Source organism: Streptococcus sp. 151470009-6 (assembly GCF_053628175.1).
This window is the reverse complement of sequence record NZ_JBSEZF010000002.1, coordinates 282,614-304,915: the sequence shown is the minus strand read 5'-3', so window position 1 is coordinate 304,915 and position 22,302 is coordinate 282,614. Positions and strand designations below refer to the sequence as shown.

Genomic DNA, 22,302 nt, shown 5'->3' with positions numbered 1-22,302 from the left:
AATAGTATAATAAAAACAAAGGAGAAACAGCATGCTGAAATGGGAAGACTTGCCCGTGGAAATGCAATCAAGCGAGGTTGAGTCTTATTACCAGCTTGTCTCTAAAAGGAAGGGTTCGCTGATTTTCAAGCGTTTCCTGGATTGGGTTCTGGCCCTGTTTTTGCTAGTTTTGACTTCTCCCGTCTTTCTTATCTTGAGCATTTGGATCAAGTTGGATAGCAAGGGACCTGTCATTTACAAGCAAGAGCGCGTGACCCAGTACAACCGTCCGTTCAAGATTTGGAAGTTCCGTACTATGGTGACGGATGCGGATAAAAAAGGAAGTCTGGTGACTTCAGCTAACGACAGCCGCATTACCAAAGTGGGAAATTTCATTCGCCGTGTGCGCTTGGACGAACTGCCTCAGCTGGTCAATGTCCTTAAGGGCGAGATGTCCTTTGTCGGTACACGACCTGAAGTGCCACGTTACACCGAGCAGTATAGTCCTGAAATGATGGCGACCTTGCTCTTACCAGCAGGAATCACCTCTCCAGCCAGCATCAACTACAAGGATGAGGATACGATCATCAGTCAAATGACGGAGAAAGGTCTGTCAGTTGACCAGGCCTATGTCGAACACGTCCTTCCTGAAAAGATGCGCTATAACCTCGCCTATCTCCGAGAGTTTAGTTTCCTTGGAGACATCAAAATCATGTTTCAAACCGTGTTTGAAGTGCTAAAATAAAGTAATCATGAGAAAATGAGTACAGATAAAAGGAGCAAATCAATGCCAAATTACAATATTCCATTTTCACCACCCGATATTACCGAAGCTGAAATTGCTGAAGTAGCGGATACCCTGCGTTCTGGTTGGATCACAACAGGTCCGAAGACAAAAGAACTAGAGCGTCGCTTATCTCAATACACACAGACACCTAAGACTGTCTGCCTTAACTCTGCGACTGCCGCTCTTGAGTTGATTTTGCGTGTTTTGGAAGTGGGACCTGGTGATGAGGTCATCGTTCCAGCTATGACTTATACAGCTTCTTGCAGTGTCATCACACACGTAGGAGCGACACCTGTCATGGTGGATATCCAAGCAGATACGTTTGAGATGGATTATGACCTACTTGAGCAAGCTATCACTGAGAAAACTAAGGTTATCATCCCAGTAGAGCTTGCAGGGATTGTGTGCGACTATGACCGTTTGTTCCAAGTTGTGGAGAAGAAACGGGACCTCTTTACAGCTACTAGCAAGTGGCAAAAGGCCTTTAACCGTATCGTGATTGTATCAGATAGTGCCCATGCTTTGGGATCTACTTACAAAGGGCAACCGGCTGGTTCCATCGCTGACTTTACTTCCTTCTCATTCCATGCCGTTAAAAACTTTACAACTGCTGAGGGAGGAAGTGCGACTTGGAAAGCCAATCCAGCGATTGACGATGAAGAGATGTACAAGGAATTCCAAATCCTTTCCCTTCATGGTCAAACCAAAGAAGCCCTTGCCAAGATGCAACTTGGCTCATGGGAATACGATATCGTAACCCCTGCCTACAAGTGCAACATGACAGATATCATGGCTTCCCTTGGTCTAGTACAATTGGATCGTTACCCAAGTTTGCTTAACCGTCGTAAGGAAATCGTAGACCGTTATGATCGCGGATTTGCGGGTACTCGTATTCACCCACTTGCACACAAGACTGATACTGTCGAATCTTCACGCCACCTCTACATCACCCATGTAGAAGGAGCAAGTTTAGAAGAACGCAACCTTATCATTCAAGAATTGGCCAAGGCGGGAATTGCAAGTAATGTTCACTACAAACCGCTTCCACTCTTGACAGCCTATAAGAATCTTGGCTTTGATATGGCAGATTATCCAAGATCCTATGCCTTCTTTGAAAATGAAATCACACTTCCTCTTCACACTAAATTAAGCGATGAAGAAGTTGATTACATCGTTCAGACTTTGGTGAGAATTTCTGAAGAAATCCTCGGTTCTGGAAAAAAATAATAAAAAATCTTGACAAAAAGCGGACAATAGCATATAATATTCTCAACAAATCAGAAAAGTAACTATTTTTGATCTTCAGGGAGCCTGTGGTGATTGTGAACAGGTGGTTGGAAGTAGTGAAAGTGGGCTGATTTTAAAAATGAATTTGAAACAATGAAAATTCGGTGCGCACACCTTACAGTGCAACTTGTTGTTAGACAAGGCAGAGATGTAAAGGGGAATAGTCCCTTTATAATTGAGGTGGCACCGCGTTACCAACGCCCTCACATGGAATAATTTTCTGTGTGTGGGCTTTTTCTTTCGGTCATTTTGTTTATCTTTTATTAGGGCGTTAAGTCGCTTTGATGAACTTGAGTTCTATCTGCAGCTCCTTGCCTACTACTAAAAGCAAACAAAAAGCTGAATTAATATGGAAAGAGGAAAAATTTTATGACAACTAAAGGTTATTTTGGACAATTTGGTGGTAGTTTTGTACCGGAGCCGATTCAGGCTTTGTTGGATGAGTTGGAAATGACATTTGACAAATACAAGGATGATCCAGAGTTTTTGGCAGAATTTCGCCATTACTTGAAGGATTATTCTGGTCGTGAAACACCGCTTTATTTTGCGGAAAGTTTGACAGACCACCTAGGTGGAGCTAAGATTTATCTCAAGCGCGAAGACCTTAATCACCTTGGTTCTCACAAGCTCAACAACGTTTTAGGACAAATCCTTCTTGCCAAACGTATGGGCAAAAAACGAGTGATCGCAGAAACAGGAGCTGGTCAGCACGGTGTTGCGACTGCAGCTGCTGCAGCCAAGTTTGGTATGGCCTGTGATGTCTTTATGGGGGCAGAGGATGTGGAGCGTCAACGTCTCAATGTTTTCCGTATGGAGATGATGGGAGCAACTGTTCACGCAGTTGAAACGGGAACGCGAACTCTCAAGGATGCGGTTGATGCAGCCTTTGGAGCATGGATGAATGACCTTGAAGCCTTCTACGTTTTGGGATCTGCTGTAGGCCCTCATCCTTATCCTACCATTGTTCATGAATTCCAAAAAGTCATCAGTGAGGAATCTCGTCGTCAAATCTTAGAAAAAGAAGGACGCTTGCCAGACTACGTTATTGCCTGTGTAGGTGGTGGTTCCAATGCCATCGGTGCTTTTTCGCAGTATGTGGCTGATGAAGAAGTCAAATTGGTTGGGGTTGAAGCTGCTGGGCATGGACTTGATACAGACAAGCACGCAGCAACTATGACAAAAGGTAGTGTCGGAATTGTTGACGGAATGAAGACCTATGCAGTCTTTAAGGAAGATGGAGAGCTGGCGCCAGTTTACTCTATCTCAGCTGGTTTGGACTATCCAGGGGTTGGCCCAGAACACGCCTACTTCAAAGATTCTGGCCGCGTAGAATACGTAGCAGCGACAGATGAAGAAGCTGTTCAAGCCTTGCTTTTACTAAGCAAGACTGAAGGGATTATCCCAGCGATTGAAAGTTCGCACGCCATCGCAGAAGCGGTTAAACGTGCACCGAAACTAAGTAAGGATGAGATTATCATCATCAATGTCTCTGGTCGTGGAGACAAGGACGTAGCTGCTATTGCAGACTACCTAGAAGCTAAAAAATAAAAGATGGAAAAATTACAGTCTTTTCTCTCACAGAGAGCTTGTGGTTGCTGGAAACAAGCAGAGAAAGCTGTAAGGTTGGGTCTATCTGAAACGAGAGAAGAAAACATAATTCTCAAGGGAGTGCCCTTTATCGCACAGCCTGTTGCAGGAATGTTCTGAGACAGGAATGAGAGATAGGAGAAATCCTATAATTGAGGTGGCACCGCGAATTTCGTCCTCACGCAAGTTATTTTGCGTGGGGATTTTTCATACAGTCGCCACGGACTAGAAGTAGAACTGAAAGGGAAATTACAATGGAACGAATCATTCATGGGGATGTCTTATCACCAATCTTGGCTTATATGCGCTTAAAAGGACAACACAAGGTGATCTTAGAAAGTATTCCGAGAGACAAGGAAACCGCTCGTTTTTCTATCCTAGCCTATAATCCAGTTTTTGAGATTCAGTTTGAAAATGGAGTCCTTTATCAAAATGGTCAAGTGATTGATCGGGATCCTTTGGATTTCCTTTATGAAGTGACTCATAAGAGCCAACACCATTCAGATCTCCCTTTTGGTGGGGGAGCTATTGGCTTTGTCGGTTACGATATGATTTCGCTTTATGAAGAAATTGGCCAAATCCCTGAGGATACCATTGGAACGCCAGACATGCATTTCTTTGTCTATGAGAGTTATATGGTCTTTGACCACAAGAAAGAAAAAATTCATGTCATAGAGGATGCTCTTTATAGCGATCGCAGTCAAGAAGATTTGGAAGCAGCCTTGAAGCAAGTGCTGGAGGAATTACGCATTCCTGCTCCAAATGAATTTGAAGATTTGGATCTATCTCCGTTGAACTTCAAACCGCATATCGCTCCTCAGAAGTTTGAGGAAATGGTGGAAACTTCTCGTGACTTGATTCGTAATGGTGATATGTTCCAATGCGTGCTCAGCCAGCGTTTCTCAGCAGAAGTTACTGGAAATCCATTTGACTTCTACAGAAATCTCCGCGTGACCAATCCATCTAATTACCTCTATTTCTATGATTTTGGGGATTATCAAATCATCGGTGCTAGTCCAGAAAGTTTGGTTTCTGTCAAAAACGGTATCGTGACAACCAATCCGATTGCAGGTACGCGACCAAGAGGAGCTACGGATGAAGAAGACAAGGCCTTGGCGACAGACCTGCTTTCTGATGAGAAGGAAACAGCAGAACATCGGATGTTGGTAGACTTGGGGCGTAACGATATTGGCCGCATTTCTGAAACAGCCAGTGTTCAAGTCACCAAGTATATGGAAGTGGAGCTCTTCCGATATGTCATGCATTTGACCAGCGTGGTCAAGGGACGTTTGCTTCCAGACCTCACTGCCATGGATGCTTTGAAAGCTACACTTCCAGCTGGAACAGTTTCAGGAGCACCAAAGATTCGGGCCATGAGACGGATCTATGAACTGGAAACAGAAAAACGCGGTGTATACGCAGGAGCAATCGGCTACTTGTCTGCGACGGGTGATATGGATTTCGCCATTGCCATTCGAACTATGATTCTCAAAAATCAAACAGCCTATGTTCAGGCTGGGGCAGGGATTGTCTATGACTCTATTGCCCAAAGCGAATACCAAGAAACCATTAACAAGGCTAAATCTATGACTAGAATTGGAGAACTAAGACCATGATTTTATTGATTGACAACTATGATTCTTTTACTTATAACTTGGCGCAGTACATTGGGAATTTCGCAGAAGTGCAGGTCTTGAGAAATGATAATCCTAAGCTGTATGAAGAAGCTGAAAAAGCAGATGGCCTGGTCTTTTCTCCCGGTCCTGGTTGGCCAGTGGATGCCGGAAAGATGGAAGACATGATTCGTGACTTTGCAGGTAAGAAGCCAATGCTAGGGATTTGTTTGGGTCATCAAGCTATCGCAGAAGTCTTTGGTGGGAAGCTAGGTTTGGCCCCAAAAGTCATGCATGGGAAACAGAGCCATATCAGCTTTGAAGCGCCATCTGTTCTCTATCAAGGCATTGAGGATGGTCGTCCAGTCATGCGTTATCACAGTATTTTGATTGAAGAAATGCCAGAAGAGTTTGAAGTGACAGCTCGTTCGACTGATGACCAAGCTATTATGGGAATTCAACACAAAAACCTTCCAATTTATGGATTCCAGTACCATCCAGAAAGTATCGGAACGCCAGATGGCTTGTCTTCTATTCGGAATTTTATCGAGAAGGTTGTAAAGTGAGGAAACTAGGATGAAAGAGATTATTGAAAAATTAGCAAAATTTAAAAATTTATCAGGTGTGGAAATGACGGATGTCATCGAGCGTATCGTAACTGGGCGTGTAACCGAAGCGCAGATTGCTTCTCTCCTCTTGGCCCTTAAGATGAAGGGGGAAACACCTGAAGAACGCACAGCCATTGCACAAGTCATGAGAGGGCATGCCCAACACATTCCAACTGAAATTCATGATGCTATGGACAACTGTGGTACAGGTGGGGACAAGTCCTTCAGCTTTAACATTTCCACAACTGCAGCCTTTGTCTTGGCTGGCGGCGGCATTCATATGGCCAAGCACGGTAACCGTTCGATTTCTTCTAAATCGGGTTCGGCAGATGTCCTTCAAGCATTAGGCATCAATCTTGACCTCAAACCAGCTGAACTAGGTAAGGTTTTCGATAAAACTGGAATCGTCTTTCTCTTTGCTAAAAATATGCACCCAGCTATGAAGTACATCATGCCCGCTCGTTTGGAGTTGGGAATTCCAACGATTATGAACTTGACTGGTCCCCTGATTCACCCAATGGCTTTGGAAACACAGCTTCTTGGCATTAGTCGTCCAGAACTGCTAGAAAGTACAGCTCAGGTTTTGAAAAATATGGGTCGCAAACGTGCCATTGTGGTTGCTGGACCAGAAGGGCTAGATGAAGCAGGCTTGAATGGAACAACCAAGATTGCTCTTCTTGAAAATGGCGAAATCACCTTGTCAAGCTTCACTCCAGAGGATTTGGGGATGGAGCGCTACGCTATCGAAGATATTCGTGGAGGGAATGCTCAGGAAAATGCAGAAATCTTGCTTAGCGTTCTTAAAAACGAACCAAGTCCATTCTTGGAAACGACAGTTTTAAATGCTGGTCTTGGTTTCTATGCCAATGGTAAGGTAGCTAGTATCAAGGAAGGAGTTGCCTTGGCCCGTCAAGTAATTGCTAGTGGCAAGGCCCTTGAAAAACTCAGACTGTTACAGGAGTACCAAAAATGAGTCAGGAATTTTTAGCACGAATCTTAGAGCAGAAGGCGCGTGAGGTCGAGCAGATGGAGCTGGAGCAAATCCAGCCCTTGCGTCAGACCTATCGCTTGGCAGAATTTTTGAAGAATCACCGTGACCGTTTGCAGGTAATTGCTGAGGTCAAGAAGGCTAGCCCTAGTTTGGGAGATATCAATCTCGATGTGGATATTGTGCAACAGGCCCAGACTTATGAAGCAAATGGAGCAGTGATGATTTCGGTTTTGACAGATGAAGTTTTCTTTAAAGGGCATTTGGATTATCTGCGGGAGATTTCTAGTCAGGTACAGATTCCGACGCTCAACAAGGACTTTATCATCGATGAAAAGCAAATCATCCGTGCTCGCAATGCCGGCGCGACAGTTATCCTGCTCATCGTGGCTGCTTTGTCAGAAGAACGCCTCAAGGAACTATATGACTACGCGACAGAGCTTGGTCTGGAAGTCTTGGTGGAGACTCACAATCTTGCTGAACTAGAGGTGGCCCACAGACTGGGTGCTGAGATTATTGGGGTTAATAACCGCAACTTGACCACCTTTGAAGTCGACTTGCAGACCAGTGTAGACTTGGCTCAGCACTTTAAGAAAGGTCACTATTACATTTCTGAATCTGCTATTTTCACAGGGCAGGATGCAGAACGAGTAGCAGAATCCTTTAACGGAATTTTGGTGGGGACAGCTCTCATGAAGGCAGAAGATGTGGCCCAGAGAATCAAGGAGTTGCAGATTGACAAAGGTTAAGATTTGTGGACTATCGACCAAAGAAGCGGTGGAGACAGCCATTTCAGCAGGGGCAGATTACATTGGTTTTGTCTTTGCACCTAGTAAAAGACAGGTGACCTTGGAAGAGGCTACAGAGCTGGCAAAGCTCATTCCTGTAGATGTAAAAAAGGTTGGTGTATTTGTTTCACCAAGTCGAGCTCAACTGCTAGAAGCGATTGAAAAAGTTGGCTTGGACTTGGTTCAAGTTCACGGTCAGGTAGCAGATAATTTGTTTGAGGATTTACCTTGTGCCAGCATTCAGGCTGTGCAGGTAGATGGAAATGGTCATGTCCCCAATTCTCAGGCAGATTATTTACTCTTTGATGCCCCTGTGGCAGGGAGTGGCCAGAATTTTGACTGGGGTCAACTGGATACGACAGGACTAGCTCAGCCCTTCTTTATCGCAGGTGGGCTTAATGAAGACAATGTAGCAAAAGCAATTCAACACTTTACTCCCTATGCAGTAGATGTATCAAGTGGAGTGGAGACAGATGGACAAAAAGATCATGAAAAGATTAGAAGATTTATAGAGAGGGTAAAGCATGGCATATCAAGAACCAAATAAAGAAGGATTTTACGGAAAATTCGGCGGACGTTTCGTCCCAGAAACATTGATGACAGCAGTTTTAGAGTTGGAGAAGGCTTACCGTGAAAGTCAGGCGGACCCAAGTTTCCAAGAGGAATTAAACCAGCTCTTACGCCAGTATGTAGGACGTGAAACTCCCCTTTACTACGCAAAAAACTTGACCCAGCATATTGGCGGAGCCAAGATTTATCTCAAACGGGAAGACCTCAACCATACAGGGGCTCACAAGATTAACAATGCCTTGGGACAGGTTCTTCTGGCTAAACGCATGGGCAAAAAGAAAATTATCGCAGAAACAGGTGCTGGTCAGCACGGTGTAGCAACTGCAACAGCTGCAGCCCTCTTTAACATGGAATGTACCATCTATATGGGTGAGGAAGATGTCAAACGCCAAGCCCTCAATGTCTTCCGTATGGAGCTTTTGGGAGCCAAGGTCGAGGCAGTGACAGATGGTTCGCGCGTGCTCAAGGATGCGGTCAATGCAGCCCTTCGTTCATGGGTGGCTAATATTGATGATACCCACTATATCCTAGGCTCTGCCTTGGGACCTCATCCCTTCCCAGAAATCGTTCGTGACTTCCAAAGTGTCATCGGTCGAGAAGCTAAACAACAGTACCGTGACTTGACAGGTCAAGATTTACCAGATGCCCTAGTAGCCTGTGTTGGTGGTGGTTCTAATGCTATCGGCCTTTTCCATCCCTTTGTAGAAGATGAGTCAGTAGCCATGTATGGGGCTGAAGCAGCTGGACTTGGTGTGGACACGGAGCACCACGCAGCTACCTTGACCAAGGGTCGTCCAGGTGTTCTCCATGGTTCCCTCATGGATGTGCTCCAAGATGCCCATGGTCAAATTCTTGAAGCCTTCTCTATCTCAGCAGGTTTGGACTATCCTGGTATCGGTCCAGAACATTCACACTACCACGATATCAAACGTGCCAGCTATGTTCCTGTGACGGACGAGGAAGCCTTGGAAGGATTCAAACTCTTGTCTCGCGTGGAAGGAATTATCCCAGCCTTGGAATCTAGCCATGCCATTGCCTTCGCGGTGAAATTGGCCAAAGAACTTGGTCCAGACAAGTCTATGATTGTCTGCCTATCTGGTCGTGGGGACAAGGATGTGGTTCAAGTCAAAGACCGCTTGGAAGCAGATGCAGCAAAGAAGGGAGAAGCCCATGTCTAAGACACTAACAGAAAAATTGAACGCTATCAAAGCAGCAGGAAAAGGAATTTTCGTTCCCTATATCATGGCTGGGGACCATGAGAAAGGATTAGATGGTCTTGGTGAAACAATCCACTTTTTAGAAGATTTGGGTGTTTCTGCTATTGAAGTGGGTATTCCCTTTTCAGACCCTGTTGCAGATGGACCTGTAATCGAAGAAGCAGGCTTGCGCAGTCTAGCTCATGGAACTTCTACCCAGGCTTTGGTTGAAACCTTGAAAACCATTCAAACAGAAGTTCCGCTTGTCATCATGACCTACTTCAACCCCCTCTTTCAGTACGGTGTGGAGAAATTTGTCAAAGATCTGGCAGATACAGCAGTTAAGGGCTTGATTATCCCAGACCTGCCTCATGAGCATGCCAACTTTGTAGAGCCCTTTTTGGCAGACACAGATATCGCCTTGATTCCCCTAGTTAGTTTGACCACAGGACTCGAGCGCCAAAAAGAGTTAATCAAGGGAGCTGAGGGATTTGTCTATGCCGTTGCCATCAATGGGGTGACAGGGAGGTCAGGAAATTACCGTGCAGACTTGGACAAGCACTTGGCACAATTGCATCAAGTAGCTGACATCCCAGTCTTGACAGGTTTTGGTGTGTCTAGCCAGGCTGATGTAGAACGCTTTAATGCGGTGTCAGATGGCGTTATTGTCGGTTCGAAAATCGTAAAAGCTCTCCACCAAGGAGAGCCGATTGAGAACTTTATCAAACAAGCAGTAGCTTACCAAAAATAATCACACAAGTAGCAAGTAAGAGGAAAGGCACAAAAGGAAGTCTTTCCTTTTTCTTTTGCAGTAGAAAGGCCAGAATGCCCATCGCAGAAGCGAACTGGATCAAGATGAGTAATTCTGTCACGCTAAAGACGAGCGCACAAGAAGCCAGAAAGAGAAAATCCCCTGCGCCCATGCGAATATCGATAAAATGGGCCATGATTCCGAGGACAAGGAAGAAAATCATAACCAGATTCCAGCCACAGAAAGCCATGAGGATTAGGTGAAACGTCAGCCAGACCAGCAAGGGATATTCCTGATGGAGAAGGTCGTAGATGCCTAAGGTCAAGCCAGCAGTGATTAGGATGACTTGGCCCAAGGAAATCCAGCCCCAAGACCAAGTCAGAAAGAGGAGTCCTAAGCCGAATTCAAAAAGGGCATACCAGAATGGATAGTGAATCTTGCAGTAGCGACAGCGAAAGCGATTGAAGACCTGCGAGAGGATAGGAATCAAATCTAGCGGTCGCAAGCGAGTCTGACAGGAATTACAGTGGCTAGCTGGTCGAATAATGGATTGCTCAGGGAAACGGTCAATGACCAAACCTAGAAAGGAAGCGAGAATGCTCCCGACAAGAAAAAAATAAAGATCAATCATACTTATCTATTCGTAAAAAATAGAAGAAGTAGTATAATAAAGAAACATTGATAAGATGGTGAGGTCAAGATGATGATTCGTTTTGAAGAAAATATGAGTACAGAAAACGCTCAATTCGTATGCCAATGGTCCAACTCCATAGGCAAATCCTTTCAAGAACAATGGATGGGAACAATGATTCCTTTTCCCTTGACAATTCAAGTCTTGCAAGATTTGGAAGGGATCTTTTCAATCTTTGATGGACAAGAGTTTGTGGGGCTTATCCAGAAAATCAGGCTAGAAGACAGGAATCTTCATATCGGGAGATTTTTTATCAACCCCCAGAAGCAGGGGCAAGGCTTAGGTAGCCAGGCTTTAAGGAAATTTGTTAGTTTGGCATTTGAAAATGAAGACATAGATACTATTTCTCTAAATGTTTACGAGGCAAATCACACAGCTTACAATCTTTACCAAAAAGAAGGATTTGAAATCGTTCAAATGGTTGAAACACCTATACGAAAATACATCATGAAAAAGGGTAGATAGCAGTCACTTGAGTTAGAGTTCCAAGGATATCCGGGGATAAGACAGTTACCTTTCAAAGTTGGAAACAAAATTTCTATGATTTCTTAGATAGAGGAGATAAACATGTCGAGATGTAGAAAAATACGAATCTTGCTCGCTTCTGTACTTGCCTTAGTTGTTGGTATCAATCTTTATTTTCAGTATCAAAACCACCAAGAACGCTTCCAATTAAAGACCTCCTTTGAAGAAAAGGACAGTATAGCTGTCTTACAACATTTAATGGATTCAGGAAAATATGCGTCTGACATGCGAAAAGCAGGCTATATTGTTCCTCCCGACGGTGCTATCCGTTTGGATGGAGGAATTGACTCCATAGGGATAAAAGGAGACATCGATTTGAAAATGTTGAATCCTAGTAGGGATGAAGTCTCTGTTTTATTTGAAACAATGGTAAATGAGGAAAAAATAAATGTCTACTATATTTTAGACAATCAATTAACCCTAAAACGTAGCTACTATTCTCATATTAGTAATCAAAATAAAGAAAGTGTGAACATCTCTCAAGCCGAAGAAGAACGCTTGTTAAAGATTGTTCAAAAAGAGTTGAAAGCTTTTCTAGCTAAGATGTATCAGACTTTGTATGGTTGAGGTTACTAGTGAGAAATGGATGCGAGACTCTGTGCAGAATGTCAACGATGATGAGAAAGGGGGGACAAAATGTTTACAGAATTGCTCTTTATTGTCTCTTTTGTCTTACTTTTACGTTTGTTTAAAAGTAGGCGCTCACGAATGATTATAGGAGTCTTGTATAGTTTGCTGCTAGTTTGGTTTGTCTTTTCCGTTTTGAACTATGGCAAATACACTCCTCAACCAGGTCAATCCGTCAGCTTAAGAGTAAATCCCAGAACACAAGATTTGGAATACTATTCAATCTTCATCTTGAAGAAAAAAGATTCTAGCAGAATTAAATTAACTGGCTCTAGTGTTTGGAGTGAGAGAAATGGTGATGTTTACTATGAAGTAGAGGGACAAAAAATTATAAAAAGCCATGGTTTGGACGAGGTGGACGAAGAACTTCCAAACAAGCAAGCAGAAATTTATTTAGAAAAAGATGGAGTTGTTGTGAGTTACCAAGGTGAAAAAGTGTTTGATGCCACCAATAACAAGCCCTACACGATAACCATTACCAATGTAGACAACCAACCAGCCCAATTTGAGGCTCAGGTGGTGGATAAGTAAGCCAGCCTAGTAGTGTGCAAGCTTTTAAATTTTCTTTCTTTAAAAGGGAAATCTTATTGTCAACAGGAAAAAGCCTTGAAACCAAGGCTTTTTCCTGTTGACAATACCTTTTAGCGAAAATTGAGAAGCGTGTTTAGAATCCGATCTACAAAAAAAGAGGACCGTAAATGTCCTCTTTTTGACTACTATGGATGAAAAGGTCAATTAAGGTTTAGCCTTATTTTTCATCTTTGTGAAGCATGTTTTTCACACCTTCAATAGCGCCTTCGACAGCGTCTTTAGCATCTTCAGCAACTTCTTTTACTTTAGAAACAACTTTTTCAGCTGTTCCTTCTTTTTCCATTTTTTCATCGCCGATCATTTTGCCGACACCTTCTTTAATGGAACCTTTTGCTTGATTTAATTTTTCTTCTGTTGACATGATTCTGCCCCCTTTAAATTGATTGATTTTGACAAGATAAATTAGTGTACGCGAGCATTTTCCTTTGCTTCGCCCTTAACGGCTTCAACACCTTCGCCTACTTTTTCTTGAACAGCAGCAACACCTGAACCGATACCAGATTTTACTTTTTCAAATTGTTCTGAAGCAAATTCTCCTGTTGAAGAAGCCACGTCAGTTACTCGGTCTTGGAGGCTAACTGAATCTGCTTCATGCTGTTCCTTCGTTTTGATATCAACAACATTCACATTGACTTCAACAACTTCTAGATCAGTCATTTTTGTAACTTGTGATACGACAACATCTTTGATTTCTTTGTACAAAGCAGGGACATTCTTTTGGTACTCAACAACAATGTTCAAGTCAACTGCAACTTGTTCTTTCCCAACTTCAACATTGACACCATGAGTGACATTATCTGTATTGATAATTTTTTCTGTTAGATTAGAGAAGAATCCTCCATCCACATCCAAAAGTCCAGGTACTTTTTCAAGTGAAAGACCAATGATTTTTTGGATGACTTTGTCTTCATAAGTGAGTTCCCCTTTAACATCTTGAGAAACAACAGCAACATCTTTTTTTTCTACATTTTTATCTACGTTTGACATACGAGACTCCTTTATTTATTTAAATATTTTTCCTTAACATAGTATCCAGCAAATGCTCCTAAGGCTCCACAAATTAGTACAAATAGTGTTTTGAAAAAGCCAAAGGATAAGATAAAGCAAGCGAGAATGACACCTACTAAACCTGCAATAATTGGATACTGATATTTTTTAAACCATTCCATTTTTACTTCCTTACTTTACACGACTAACAGTCTTTTTGGTCGTTTTTCGAGGTTCAACTTCTTTAACTTTAACTTCAAGTTTTACCTCACGTTCAATACCAAAGAACTGCTTTAATCCATGAGTTATTTCATTCTGAATGACTAGACATCGATTTGAGATGTTGTCTGAAGGAAGAATTTTTCCTTCTACAGTAACGAAACATTTATTTTTGCGGCTATTTACATGGACCGTTGGTTCTTTCATCAACTGATGATCAATGACCAAACATCGAACAAAGCCTTCGATAGCTGAATTTTTTAGTTTTAATGTATCTTCTTGAGTTTCTAATTGAATCTCTAAATATTGTTTAGGATAAAAGAGTATCACTAACATTGAAATTAAAACTAAAACCGATAGGACAAGTGTCCCCCAAAAGACATATCTAGCAATCAGAAATTCAGCGTAGAAATCTCTCCAACTGAATAAGTGGATATCTAAATCACTGACCTGATGATAATCTATGAGAATAGGAAGGAAAATAGTCAAGATTAAGATACAGAAAATAAGTAACAATATTTTCTTTGATTTTGACATATTAAATCCTTTCAATTGAAAAGCTTTAAACCATAATTTTACCCGTCTACAGAATTCAAAATTATGGCTTATCACTTTAATTTCTTATTAGGTAATGCTTATTTTTTACCAAATAGAAATGAAACGACTGCAACAACAATCACTGCACCTACGATTGACGGAATAATAGCCATTCCAGCCAATGAAGGTCCCCAGCTTCCTAGAAGTGATTGCCCTACAGACGAACCGATAAGACCTGCAAAGATATTCGCAATCAGTCCCATTGAACCACCTTTTTTAGTGATTGCACCTGCGGCGAGACCAATAAGACCTCCTACAATAATGGACCACAACATAGTGTATCCTCCTTTTCTATTTCTAAATCAAAGAATCATTTTCTTTGATTACACTAATTATATAGTATTTCAATTTGGAAAGAAAATAGTTCGTCTTAAAATCCGTACTGTAAATATGTACTTTAGATACAGATAAATAAGAAAAGTTTGATTCTACTGAGGTTCTAGGTGATGAAGCGAGTCTTTTCATCGCAAGCAAAAGTCGTTATAAGAGGATAAATGCACTCTATATGGTATAATTGCATGAAGATTGAAAGACAATCATTTAGTTTATTATAAAGAAAGAAAAGTTATACATGAGAGATTTATTATCGAAAAAAAGTCACAGACAATTAGAATTATTAGAATTACTATTTGAAAACAAACGCTGGTTTCATATTTCAGAACTAGCAGAATTATTGAACTGTACAGAACGTTCTGTAAAAGATGACTTGTCTCAACTCAGATCTTCTTTTCCTGACTTGATATTTCATTCTTCAACAAACGGCATCCGTATCATTAATACTGATGATAGTGATATTGAGATGGTCTATCATCATTTTTTTAAGCATTCAACCCACTTTTCAATTTTAGAATTTGTCTTCTTTAATGAAGGATGTGATACTGATAGTATTTGCAAAGAGTTTTATATCAGTTCTTCCTCTCTTTACCGTATCATCAGTCATATTAATAAAATTATTAAGAAACAATATCGTTTTGAAATTAGCCTCAATCCAGTTCGAATCACTGGAAATGAGATTGATATCCGTTACTTTTTTGCCCAGTATTTTTCAGAGAAATATTATTTCCTTGAATGGCCCTTTGAAGATTTTTCTCAAGAACCCTTGTCTCAATTATTGGAATTAGTCTATAAAGCAACTTCTTTCCCGATGAATTTATCAACTCACAGAATGTTAAAATTACTTCTGGTTACAAATTTATATCGCATAAAGTTTGGTCATTTCATGGAAGTTGAGAGAGACTCTTTTAACAATCAATTGTTGGAATCGTTTATGCAGGCAGAAGGAATCAACGAGATTGTAGCGAGTTTTGATTCTGAATATCAGATCTCACTGAATAAAGAAGTGATCGGTCAACTATTTGTATCCTATTTTCAAAAAATGTTTTTCATAGATGAAGAATTATTCTTGAACTATGCAAAAACTGACAGCTATGTAAAAAAATCGTATCAGTTATTGGAAGATTTAGTGGATCAGGTATCAAGAGAGTATAATCTTCAAGTAGACAATAAGGACAATCTGATTTGGCATATGCACAATACGGCACATCTGCATCGCCAGGAATTATCAACAGAGTTTATCTTATTTGATCAAAAAGGCAATACAATCAAGAACTTTCAAAATATTTTCCCTCGCTTTGTTTCAGAGGTGAAGGAAGGGATTGAACACTATCTAGAGGCTTTGGATATGGATCGTAATTCAATGAAGGTCAATCATTTATCCTATACTTTTATCACCCATAGCAAACACTTAGTGTTAAATCTTTTACAAAACCAACCTAAATTAAAGGTTTTGGTCGTGAGTAATTTTGATCAGTATCATGCAAAATCAGTAGCCGAGACACTTGCTTACTATTGCAGTAACAATTTTGAACTGGAGGTCTGGAGTGAATTAGAGTTGTCCATTGATGCTCTAAAAGAATCACCTTACGACATCATTATTTCAAATTTTATTATTCCACCTATTGAAAATAAGAGACTGATCTATTCCAATAATGTCAATACAGTCGCTCTCATCTCTTTGCTTAACGCAATGATGTTTATTCGATTAGACGAGTAACTAAGAATAACAAAAAACGCTAGATAGCGTTTTTTGTTTTATAAGGAAAGAATTTTATCTATACTAAACTCAGAATATCCTAACAATCCTGTCATTTTTTAGTTCAGAACAACAAAAAGCCTTGGTTCCCAAAGCTTTTTTATGTTATAAACTCATTAAAATAACTCCCAGTTAGATTTGGAATATTTTTTATTCTGTGTCATATAAAAATAAATAAAATGAATGGCTATAGCTAGAGCTAAAATGGTTGTAATACTCACTACTATTATAGGATTAGAAGCAAAGATTAAAGAGAGAATCAAGGCAGCCAGATAGAGTGTCGCTTGGACACAGTAGTAACTTTTCGAATAGCGAAGATAGTGTTTGTTACAGGGCCCATTTACTAGGACAGCAACTTGGAAGAGGCCAAATCCGATATAAGAGAAGATGGTTGCAAAGAGACGATTAGCTTCAGGATTCAGAAGAAAACTCATCGAAACGGTCATCATCATAAGTCCAATGAAAATAGGATAGTGACTGTAAATTAGAAATAGTCCCTTTTGATTAGATTTTTCATCAATAGCATGGTCGAATTGACCAAAATAAAACAAGAACAGAGAAAGCATAATAATGAAATAAAGAACCGAATAAATCGAGAAATTCTCGATTGTAAAGAAGTTAGCTAGCTCCATAATCATCTCTCCAAACGTAATAATGACAAGAAGGGAGATGCGCTCGATTAAATGGGGGAGATTTACCTGGTAATGCTTATCTTTACTAAGCAAGATAATTGGCATAATAAATGTTAGCAGAATACTAGCAAATAAGACAGAGACTCCAACGTAAATAGGAAGAAGAGCTGCTAGATAGACTCCTAAACTTCCTAGACCTGTTATCCATAGAAAACCTTTGATACTTTCCCGTTCAACATTATCGGTTGATTTTCTAAAAAATTCAACCAAATATTGTAAAAATAAGGTAAAGGTTAATGTACCAACAGCCCAACAAAGATAATGAAAATATTGTTGCCAATCAGGTCCAATCATATTGGCTATAAAGAGTAAAAGTCCCATTTTGATAAACATGATTACCATGTTAAATAAAGAGTTCTTTCCATAGCGATTGGTATAAACGGTTTGAATCATCCATGAATCAGTGAGAACCAAGACAGCCATGAAAAAATCAAGGAAAGAATTCCAAGTCAAAATACCGTTATGAAGATGCTCAATTAAAGTAGTTACTTTTGAAATTGCAAAAACAAAAACTAGGTCATAAAAAAGTTCTGAAAATTCTACACGTTTATGTTTAATAAGAGTTGTCATCTTAAGACCTTTCTATTTTAGAAGTACAATTTATTATAACAGAAAATGGTAATAAAAGAAAAGGAGATGCTTAAATAACTTTATGTGGCGCGAATGAACTGCGCCACAAAAGTTAGGTTTTTTCTGTCTAACTTTTGGGGTGCAGTTCAGAAGGGGTGTTTTTTCTATCGTTTTTTAGTGCTAAGACTACACAAAAAAGCCTTGATTCCAAGGCTTTTTCCTGTTGATTTAGATGCCCCCTACAGGGATTTGGAAAGGACTTTCATATTGAGAGCAATTAAAAATATTGAAATATAAGTGATTTTAGGTATTTTCAATGTCATGATTTAAAAATGGGACAAAAGTGGGGCAAAAACCATACAGATTCTAAACTGTATGGTTCTTTTTTTATCTAACCAAGAAAGGTTAAAACTTATTAAAACACATGCAATCAACTGTTGAAAACTTTTTAGTCCGTGTAATATAAAAACAAGTAAAAAGTTGAACTATAGGGAATATTGTGTCATAATAGGTAATAGATGAATAATTAATAGATTGGAAATAATGCTTTCTTACCTTAACAAGTTGAATTGGTTATACATTTTTTCGTCGCAATTGTGTCTATCTCTCGAGTTTAGCTAGTTTTTATAAGCTCTGGTTTCTAATCAATATAACAAATTTTAGAAGTGCATAAGACAAGATGGTGACATTATTACAGTCATTTCTAGTCACCATATGTTGCTGGCACAGGCTGTTTGTAGTGTTGGCTATTTACTAGTCAGTTTAATCGGAGTGTTTAATTTTTATTGTTGAAAGGTTTTTATATGGCGAAAATTCTATCTTTAGGTCTGACAGGTAAGAAATTACTTGCTCAGGGGTTCTTGTTTGTTCTGCTAGGTCTCATCTTGATGGTCACGGGGACTTGGTTGCCAGTAACAGTTATTCGCCTGGTTCTGTTTTTAGCTTGGATAGCAACGGTCGTAGATTTGCTATTAAGAGTTTTCAAAAAAAGCCAGTCAACGGATACCTTGGGAGTTGCACTGGTTAAATTGTTAGTGCTGGGATATTTGCTAGGTTCTAATCTTGCGACTGATATACCGATTTATGTTCTGGCTCTTGTGATTGGAGTTTATCAGATTTTTCATGCTAGTATTAACCTTGTCACCTATGTTCTCTACCGCAAAAACAAAATTCGACCTCGTTTTCGTCTCTTACTAGATGGACTCGTACTAGTTTTTCTTGGTGGGACTAGTCTTTTGTCCTCTACAGGAAATTCTGTCTTTCAACTCTTTGTATTAGGGGCTTATTTTTTCCTTTATGGTGTGTCCAATATCCGTGATGGTTTCTTGTTTGAGGAGGAAATTGGGAAAAACCATCTCAAACGTCGTGTAAGAATGAGCTTACCTATTGTCCTAGCCGCTCTCATCCCTGCAAGAACTTTAGCAAAAATTAACAAATTTATGCTGGAAAATGCTGATGAGGAAGAAGATATCCATCTTGGAATAGTGAAGTCTGGTAAGACAGCAGAGCTAGAAATTTTTGTTCATACAGCTGAGACCTCCCTGTTTTCAGCTATTGGTCATGTGGATATCTGCTATCAGGGCCGTGTTATTTCTTATGGCAACTATGATCCGTCTTCTGAGACCTTATTTGGCATGGTAGGAGATGGTGTCTTATATTTCTGTGATCGTGACAAGTACATTGACCTATGTAAACGTGAGAGTCAAAAAACGCTTTTTGGTTATGGGATAGATTTGACGCCTGAAATGGAAAAAGCAGTTCAGAAAAAGTTGGCTGAATTGAAACAACTGACGATTCCATGGGAGCCAAGTGCAGATAAAATCATGACAGGTGATGGTAAGGAAGACTACACCTACGCTTATAAAATCAGACATGAGACAGATGGGGAACTTTATAAATTTATCAAATCTAAGTTTAAATCCTACTTTGTCTTATCTACAAACTGTGTGCTCTTGGCTGATACCATAGTCGGTCAGGCTGGCACCGATATCCTCTCACCCAAAGGATTTATCGCTCCAGGAACTTACCAAGCCTACCTTAATCGAGAGTTTGAAAAACCAAATAGTATAGTCGTATCTAAACATGTTTATTAAGGAAAATTTATGAACTTAGTAAAAAAATACACCCCGTTAATACTTTTTATAGGGCTGGTTGCTCTTGTAATTCTGAATGCATCGAGCTTTATATCAGGAGCAATCTCTCTCTTTGATGTAATATCAACCTTGATTTATGGTGCTGTTATTGCTTTTGTGCTTAATGTTCCTATGAAAAAAATTGAACAGTACTTAGTTAAATTGAAGGTAAAGGCAGAGTTGCGTCGTCCGATTGCCATGGTACTTGTTTTCCTAGCTCTTATCTTAATCGTGATTGCTCTTTTGGTTTTGGTGCTGCCAACCCTAGCCCAGACTATTAGTCAGCTGGGAACAGTCCTTTCAACAGTCCTTACTCAACTTGGGAAATTGCTAGGCAGCTCGGAATTTGTAACCAAAGACATGTTGTCAACTATCGTATCAGGCATACAGGGACAATCTAGTTCTATTAGCCAAGCTTTGATAGGTTTTTTATCAGGTCTGACTAGTAATATCGGCAATATTTTTTCAAGTTTGATGAATGCCTTTTTGATTATAGTCTTCACCTTTTCATTTTTATCCAGTAAGGAACATTTGGCAGCGATGACGAGTCGACTTCTAAAAGTTTTTCTTCCAGAGAAGGTGGTGATAAAGTTGACTTACATTGGACAAGTAGCACTAGAGACTTATGACCAATTTTTGATGAGTCAGCTGATTGAAGCAGTTATCATAGGAGTTATGATAGCGGTTGGTTACAGCGTGTTTGGGATACCCTATGGAGTAATGACAGGTATCTTTGCAGGAGTGCTATCGTTCATTCCTTATGTAGGGCCTATGATTGCTTGTGTTGTGGGAGCGATTTTTATCTTCACAGTGAGTCCTACTCAAGCCTTACTTTCTCTTCTTCTATATCAAGTTATACAGCTGATTGAAGGAAACCTTATTTATCCTAGAGTTGTAGGTCAGTCTATTGGTTTGCCAGCTATTTTCACGCTTGCGGCTGCTAGTATTGGAGGCAATCTCTTTGGCTTACTTGGGATGATATTCTTTACACCGATATTTGCTGTTATCTATCGATTGGTTAAGGAATTTGTCGTTGCAAAGGAAAATCAGCTAGATTAAGAAAAACTAAATTTAATAAGATATACTGAGAAGAGAGTGAGAGATTCTCTTCTCTTTTATTTTTAAATACTTTTCTACAAAAAGCTATTAGACGTTAAAAAAAGCCTTGGTTTCAAGGCTTATTTCTGTTGATTTAGATGTGCCCCCTGCAGGGCTCGAACCTGCGCCCCATAGCTTAAGAGTCTACTGCTCTACCAACTGAGCTAAGGAGGCAACAGAAAAAGCTGAGAATGTAACTTCCCAGCTATTTTAATATGCCCAAAATGGCAGCTAGATTATTTACGAAAGGCATCAAGGATATAGGTGAAACCAACAATTAAAAATGCAAAGGCAACGACATAAACGACAAAGACACTTGTAGCTACTGGATTGAACAAAATCACTAGACCTAGTAAAAATGCAAGCAACGCTATCCACATGATATGGTTGCCAATAATAGGGAAAATCAATCCCAGACGATTGCCTTTAAAGAAAGCTATAATGGCTTCTACAATTAACCAAATTCCTAAAATAGTTGGAATGACAACTGGCAGCGTCACAAAGCCATAGGCAACGAGGTAAAGAGCTAAGAGAAGATTAACAATCCCTTGGAAAAGATGAGCTGGTGAGCGAAGCTCTTTTGGTACAGAGAAATAGCCTAAAATAGCTGCTATAGAAGAAACCAGTAAACCAAATGCAATCCACCAGCTGTAAGCAACAAGATTAGCTACTGGGTTTGTAAATAGGAAAAGTCCTAAAAGGACAAAAACAACTCCTGCAAGGAATAGCAGTAAACGATTAGAAAATTTCATTTCAATACCCCCTATATAGTATAGTATAGTTTGATAATAAAAATATTATACACCTTTTTAGAGGAAATATCAATAAACAAAATGGAAAATTTGGAAGTTTCAGTCTGATTTATGAAAAGAAAATCAGTTTTTATTATTTTGAAAATAAAAAGAGAAGATAAAATTTGTCTTCTCTACATGAAAATATTGTATGGCATCAAAGCAAAAGTAACTGGCTTTACACTATTTGTAAAGATGTAATTTGATTCAAAAAGAAAAGATAGATTTAAAATGTGGGACAAATGATGGGGTAAATCAGTTATAGACAAGCAAAAAAAGCCTTGATTTACAAGGCTTTTTCCTGTTGTATTTAGATGCCCCCTACAGGGATCGAACCTGTGACCCACGGATTAAGAGTCCGCTGCTCTGCCAGCTGAGCTAAGGAGGCAAAGAAAAAAGCTGTATTGGTGCCGAAACTTCACGGTTTGTATTGAACCCGCGCAATTAAGCAGGTGGGCAACTCGCTCTAACTGAAGCTGTTTCCGTGTGAGACGGCCTACATGCTGTTAGAAGACTTTTGTTTCCCTAATAATACA

At 40.1% G+C, this 22,302-nt stretch carries 24 protein-coding genes, 2 tRNA genes and 2 other annotated features; of the genes, 16 read left to right on the top strand and 10 right to left on the bottom strand.

Features of this window, described 5'->3' with window-relative positions:
* The first annotated feature begins 31 nt into the window (after nt 1-31).
* From ACUW6H_RS04910 to trpA, 10 genes are all read left to right on the top strand, one after another.
* Nucleotides 32-724: a sugar transferase gene (locus ACUW6H_RS04910; protein WP_454362062.1), complete on the top strand. Its 693-nt coding sequence runs from the start codon at nt 32-34 to the stop codon at nt 722-724.
* A gap of 42 nt (nt 725-766) precedes the next feature.
* Nucleotides 767-1,993, top strand: a complete 1,227-nt coding sequence (locus tag ACUW6H_RS04905) for a DegT/DnrJ/EryC1/StrS family aminotransferase (RefSeq protein WP_454362060.1) — start codon at nt 767-769, stop codon at nt 1,991-1,993.
* A gap of 42 nt (nt 1,994-2,035) precedes the next feature.
* Nucleotides 2,036-2,261, top strand: a binding site (T-box leader).
* A 161-nt stretch (nt 2,262-2,422) separates the two neighbouring features.
* Nucleotides 2,423-3,601: a tryptophan synthase subunit beta gene (trpB, locus tag ACUW6H_RS04900; RefSeq protein ID WP_049484649.1), complete on the top strand. Its 1,179-nt coding sequence runs from the start codon at nt 2,423-2,425 to the stop codon at nt 3,599-3,601.
* Nucleotides 3,598-3,823, top strand: a binding site (T-box leader). (Overlaps the previous gene by 4 nt.)
* A gap of 71 nt (nt 3,824-3,894) precedes the next feature.
* The gene (gene trpE / locus ACUW6H_RS04895) at nt 3,895-5,256 is read left to right on the top strand and encodes an anthranilate synthase component I (RefSeq protein ID WP_454362057.1); all 1,362 of its coding nucleotides are present in this window, start codon (nt 3,895-3,897) and stop codon (nt 5,254-5,256) included.
* A complete protein-coding gene (locus ACUW6H_RS04890) occupies nt 5,253-5,819 on the top strand; it encodes an aminodeoxychorismate/anthranilate synthase component II (protein ID WP_454362055.1) in 567 nt (188 codons plus the stop codon). Before trpE ends, ACUW6H_RS04890 begins: the two co-directional genes overlap by 4 nt.
* A 10-nt stretch (nt 5,820-5,829) precedes the next feature.
* Nucleotides 5,830-6,834 carry an anthranilate phosphoribosyltransferase gene (gene trpD, locus ACUW6H_RS04885; RefSeq protein ID WP_454362053.1) on the top strand — a complete coding sequence of 335 codons (1,005 nt, stop codon included), beginning with the start codon at nt 5,830-5,832 and terminating at the stop codon, nt 6,832-6,834.
* Nucleotides 6,831-7,598, top strand: coding sequence for an indole-3-glycerol phosphate synthase TrpC (gene trpC / locus ACUW6H_RS04880; RefSeq protein ID WP_454362051.1), 768 nt, complete (start codon nt 6,831-6,833; stop codon nt 7,596-7,598). Before trpD ends, trpC begins: the two co-directional genes overlap by 4 nt.
* Nucleotides 7,585-8,184: a phosphoribosylanthranilate isomerase gene (locus ACUW6H_RS04875; RefSeq protein ID WP_454362049.1), complete on the top strand. Its 600-nt coding sequence runs from the start codon at nt 7,585-7,587 to the stop codon at nt 8,182-8,184. The genes trpC and ACUW6H_RS04875 overlap by 14 nt, the downstream gene beginning before the upstream one ends.
* Entirely contained in the window at nt 8,162-9,385 is a 1,224-nt protein-coding gene (trpB, locus tag ACUW6H_RS04870) for a tryptophan synthase subunit beta (RefSeq protein ID WP_454362047.1), read from the top strand. The genes ACUW6H_RS04875 and trpB (ACUW6H_RS04870) overlap by 23 nt, the downstream gene beginning before the upstream one ends.
* Nucleotides 9,378-10,154: a tryptophan synthase subunit alpha gene (gene trpA / locus ACUW6H_RS04865; protein WP_454362045.1), complete on the top strand. Its 777-nt coding sequence runs from the start codon at nt 9,378-9,380 to the stop codon at nt 10,152-10,154. The genes trpB (ACUW6H_RS04870) and trpA overlap by 8 nt, the downstream gene beginning before the upstream one ends.
* Here trpA and ACUW6H_RS04860 read toward each other — a convergent pair.
* A complete protein-coding gene (locus tag ACUW6H_RS04860) occupies nt 10,126-10,785 on the bottom strand; it encodes a prepilin peptidase (RefSeq protein ID WP_454362043.1) in 660 nt (219 codons plus the stop codon). The genes trpA and ACUW6H_RS04860 overlap by 29 nt on opposite strands.
* Before the next feature lie 69 nt (nt 10,786-10,854).
* Between ACUW6H_RS04860 and ACUW6H_RS04855 the strand changes: the two genes are divergently transcribed.
* The 3 genes from ACUW6H_RS04855 (at nt 10,855) to ACUW6H_RS04845 (ending at nt 12,528) form a co-directional block, all read left to right on the top strand.
* Nucleotides 10,855-11,310, top strand: a complete 456-nt coding sequence (locus ACUW6H_RS04855) for a GNAT family N-acetyltransferase (RefSeq protein WP_454362041.1) — start codon at nt 10,855-10,857, stop codon at nt 11,308-11,310.
* 102 nt (nt 11,311-11,412) lie between these two features.
* Nucleotides 11,413-11,937, top strand: coding sequence for a thiol-disulfide isomerase (locus ACUW6H_RS04850; RefSeq protein ID WP_217970971.1), 525 nt, complete (start codon nt 11,413-11,415; stop codon nt 11,935-11,937).
* A gap of 69 nt (nt 11,938-12,006) precedes the next feature.
* Entirely contained in the window at nt 12,007-12,528 is a 522-nt protein-coding gene (locus ACUW6H_RS04845; RefSeq protein ID WP_217970970.1) for a hypothetical protein, read from the top strand.
* A 217-nt stretch (nt 12,529-12,745) separates the two neighbouring features.
* Here ACUW6H_RS04845 and ACUW6H_RS04840 read toward each other — a convergent pair whose 3' ends face one another.
* The 5 genes from ACUW6H_RS04840 to ACUW6H_RS04820 form a co-directional block, all read right to left on the bottom strand.
* Nucleotides 12,746-12,949, bottom strand: a complete 204-nt coding sequence (locus tag ACUW6H_RS04840) for a CsbD family protein (protein ID WP_000102421.1) — start codon at nt 12,947-12,949, stop codon at nt 12,746-12,748.
* A gap of 41 nt (nt 12,950-12,990) precedes the next feature.
* Nucleotides 12,991-13,575, bottom strand: a complete 585-nt coding sequence (locus ACUW6H_RS04835; RefSeq protein WP_000072931.1) for an Asp23/Gls24 family envelope stress response protein — start codon at nt 13,573-13,575, stop codon at nt 12,991-12,993.
* 11 nt (nt 13,576-13,586) lie between these two features.
* A complete protein-coding gene (locus tag ACUW6H_RS04830) occupies nt 13,587-13,757 on the bottom strand; it encodes a DUF2273 domain-containing protein (RefSeq protein ID WP_000454669.1) in 171 nt (56 codons plus the stop codon).
* Between the two features lie 10 nt (nt 13,758-13,767).
* Entirely contained in the window at nt 13,768-14,331 is a 564-nt protein-coding gene (gene amaP, locus ACUW6H_RS04825; protein ID WP_000045615.1) for an alkaline shock response membrane anchor protein AmaP, read from the bottom strand.
* 98 nt (nt 14,332-14,429) lie between these two features.
* Nucleotides 14,430-14,666 carry a GlsB/YeaQ/YmgE family stress response membrane protein gene (locus ACUW6H_RS04820; protein ID WP_033630119.1) on the bottom strand — a complete coding sequence of 79 codons (237 nt, stop codon included), beginning with the start codon at nt 14,664-14,666 and terminating at the stop codon, nt 14,430-14,432.
* A 296-nt stretch (nt 14,667-14,962) separates the two neighbouring features.
* Here ACUW6H_RS04820 and ACUW6H_RS04815 point away from each other — a divergent pair, with 296 nt between their 5' ends.
* The gene (locus ACUW6H_RS04815; RefSeq protein WP_454362036.1) at nt 14,963-16,444 is read left to right on the top strand and encodes a M protein trans-acting positive regulator PRD domain-containing protein; all 1,482 of its coding nucleotides are present in this window, start codon (nt 14,963-14,965) and stop codon (nt 16,442-16,444) included.
* Nucleotides 16,445-16,599: 155 nt separating this feature from the next.
* On the opposite strand, the gene ACUW6H_RS04810 is transcribed toward ACUW6H_RS04815, so the two are convergent.
* Nucleotides 16,600-17,745: a low temperature requirement protein A gene (locus ACUW6H_RS04810; RefSeq protein ID WP_454362034.1), complete on the bottom strand. Its 1,146-nt coding sequence runs from the start codon at nt 17,743-17,745 to the stop codon at nt 16,600-16,602.
* 803 nt (nt 17,746-18,548) lie between these two features.
* Here ACUW6H_RS04810 and ACUW6H_RS04805 point away from each other — a divergent pair.
* Both ACUW6H_RS04805 and ACUW6H_RS04800 read left to right on the top strand, forming a co-directional pair.
* Nucleotides 18,549-19,838 (top strand): membrane protein, encoded by a 1,290-nt coding sequence (locus tag ACUW6H_RS04805; RefSeq protein WP_001062787.1) that lies wholly within the window; start codon nt 18,549-18,551, stop codon nt 19,836-19,838.
* Nucleotides 19,839-19,847: 9 nt separating this feature from the next.
* Nucleotides 19,848-20,936, top strand: coding sequence for an AI-2E family transporter (locus tag ACUW6H_RS04800; RefSeq protein ID WP_001055021.1), 1,089 nt, complete (start codon nt 19,848-19,850; stop codon nt 20,934-20,936).
* Between the two features lie 140 nt (nt 20,937-21,076).
* Here ACUW6H_RS04800 and ACUW6H_RS04795 read toward each other — a convergent pair.
* The 3 genes from ACUW6H_RS04795 to ACUW6H_RS04785 all read right to left on the bottom strand — a co-directional run bounded on the left by ACUW6H_RS04795 (nt 21,077) and on the right by ACUW6H_RS04785 (nt 22,154).
* Nucleotides 21,077-21,149: transfer RNA gene (locus tag ACUW6H_RS04795), tRNA-Lys, on the bottom strand.
* Between the two features lie 62 nt (nt 21,150-21,211).
* Entirely contained in the window at nt 21,212-21,727 is a 516-nt protein-coding gene (locus ACUW6H_RS04790; protein ID WP_000672739.1) for a DUF308 domain-containing protein, read from the bottom strand.
* Nucleotides 21,728-22,081: 354 nt separating this feature from the next.
* Nucleotides 22,082-22,154 (bottom strand) — tRNA-Lys (locus tag ACUW6H_RS04785).
* Nucleotides 22,155-22,302 lie beyond the last annotated feature (148 nt).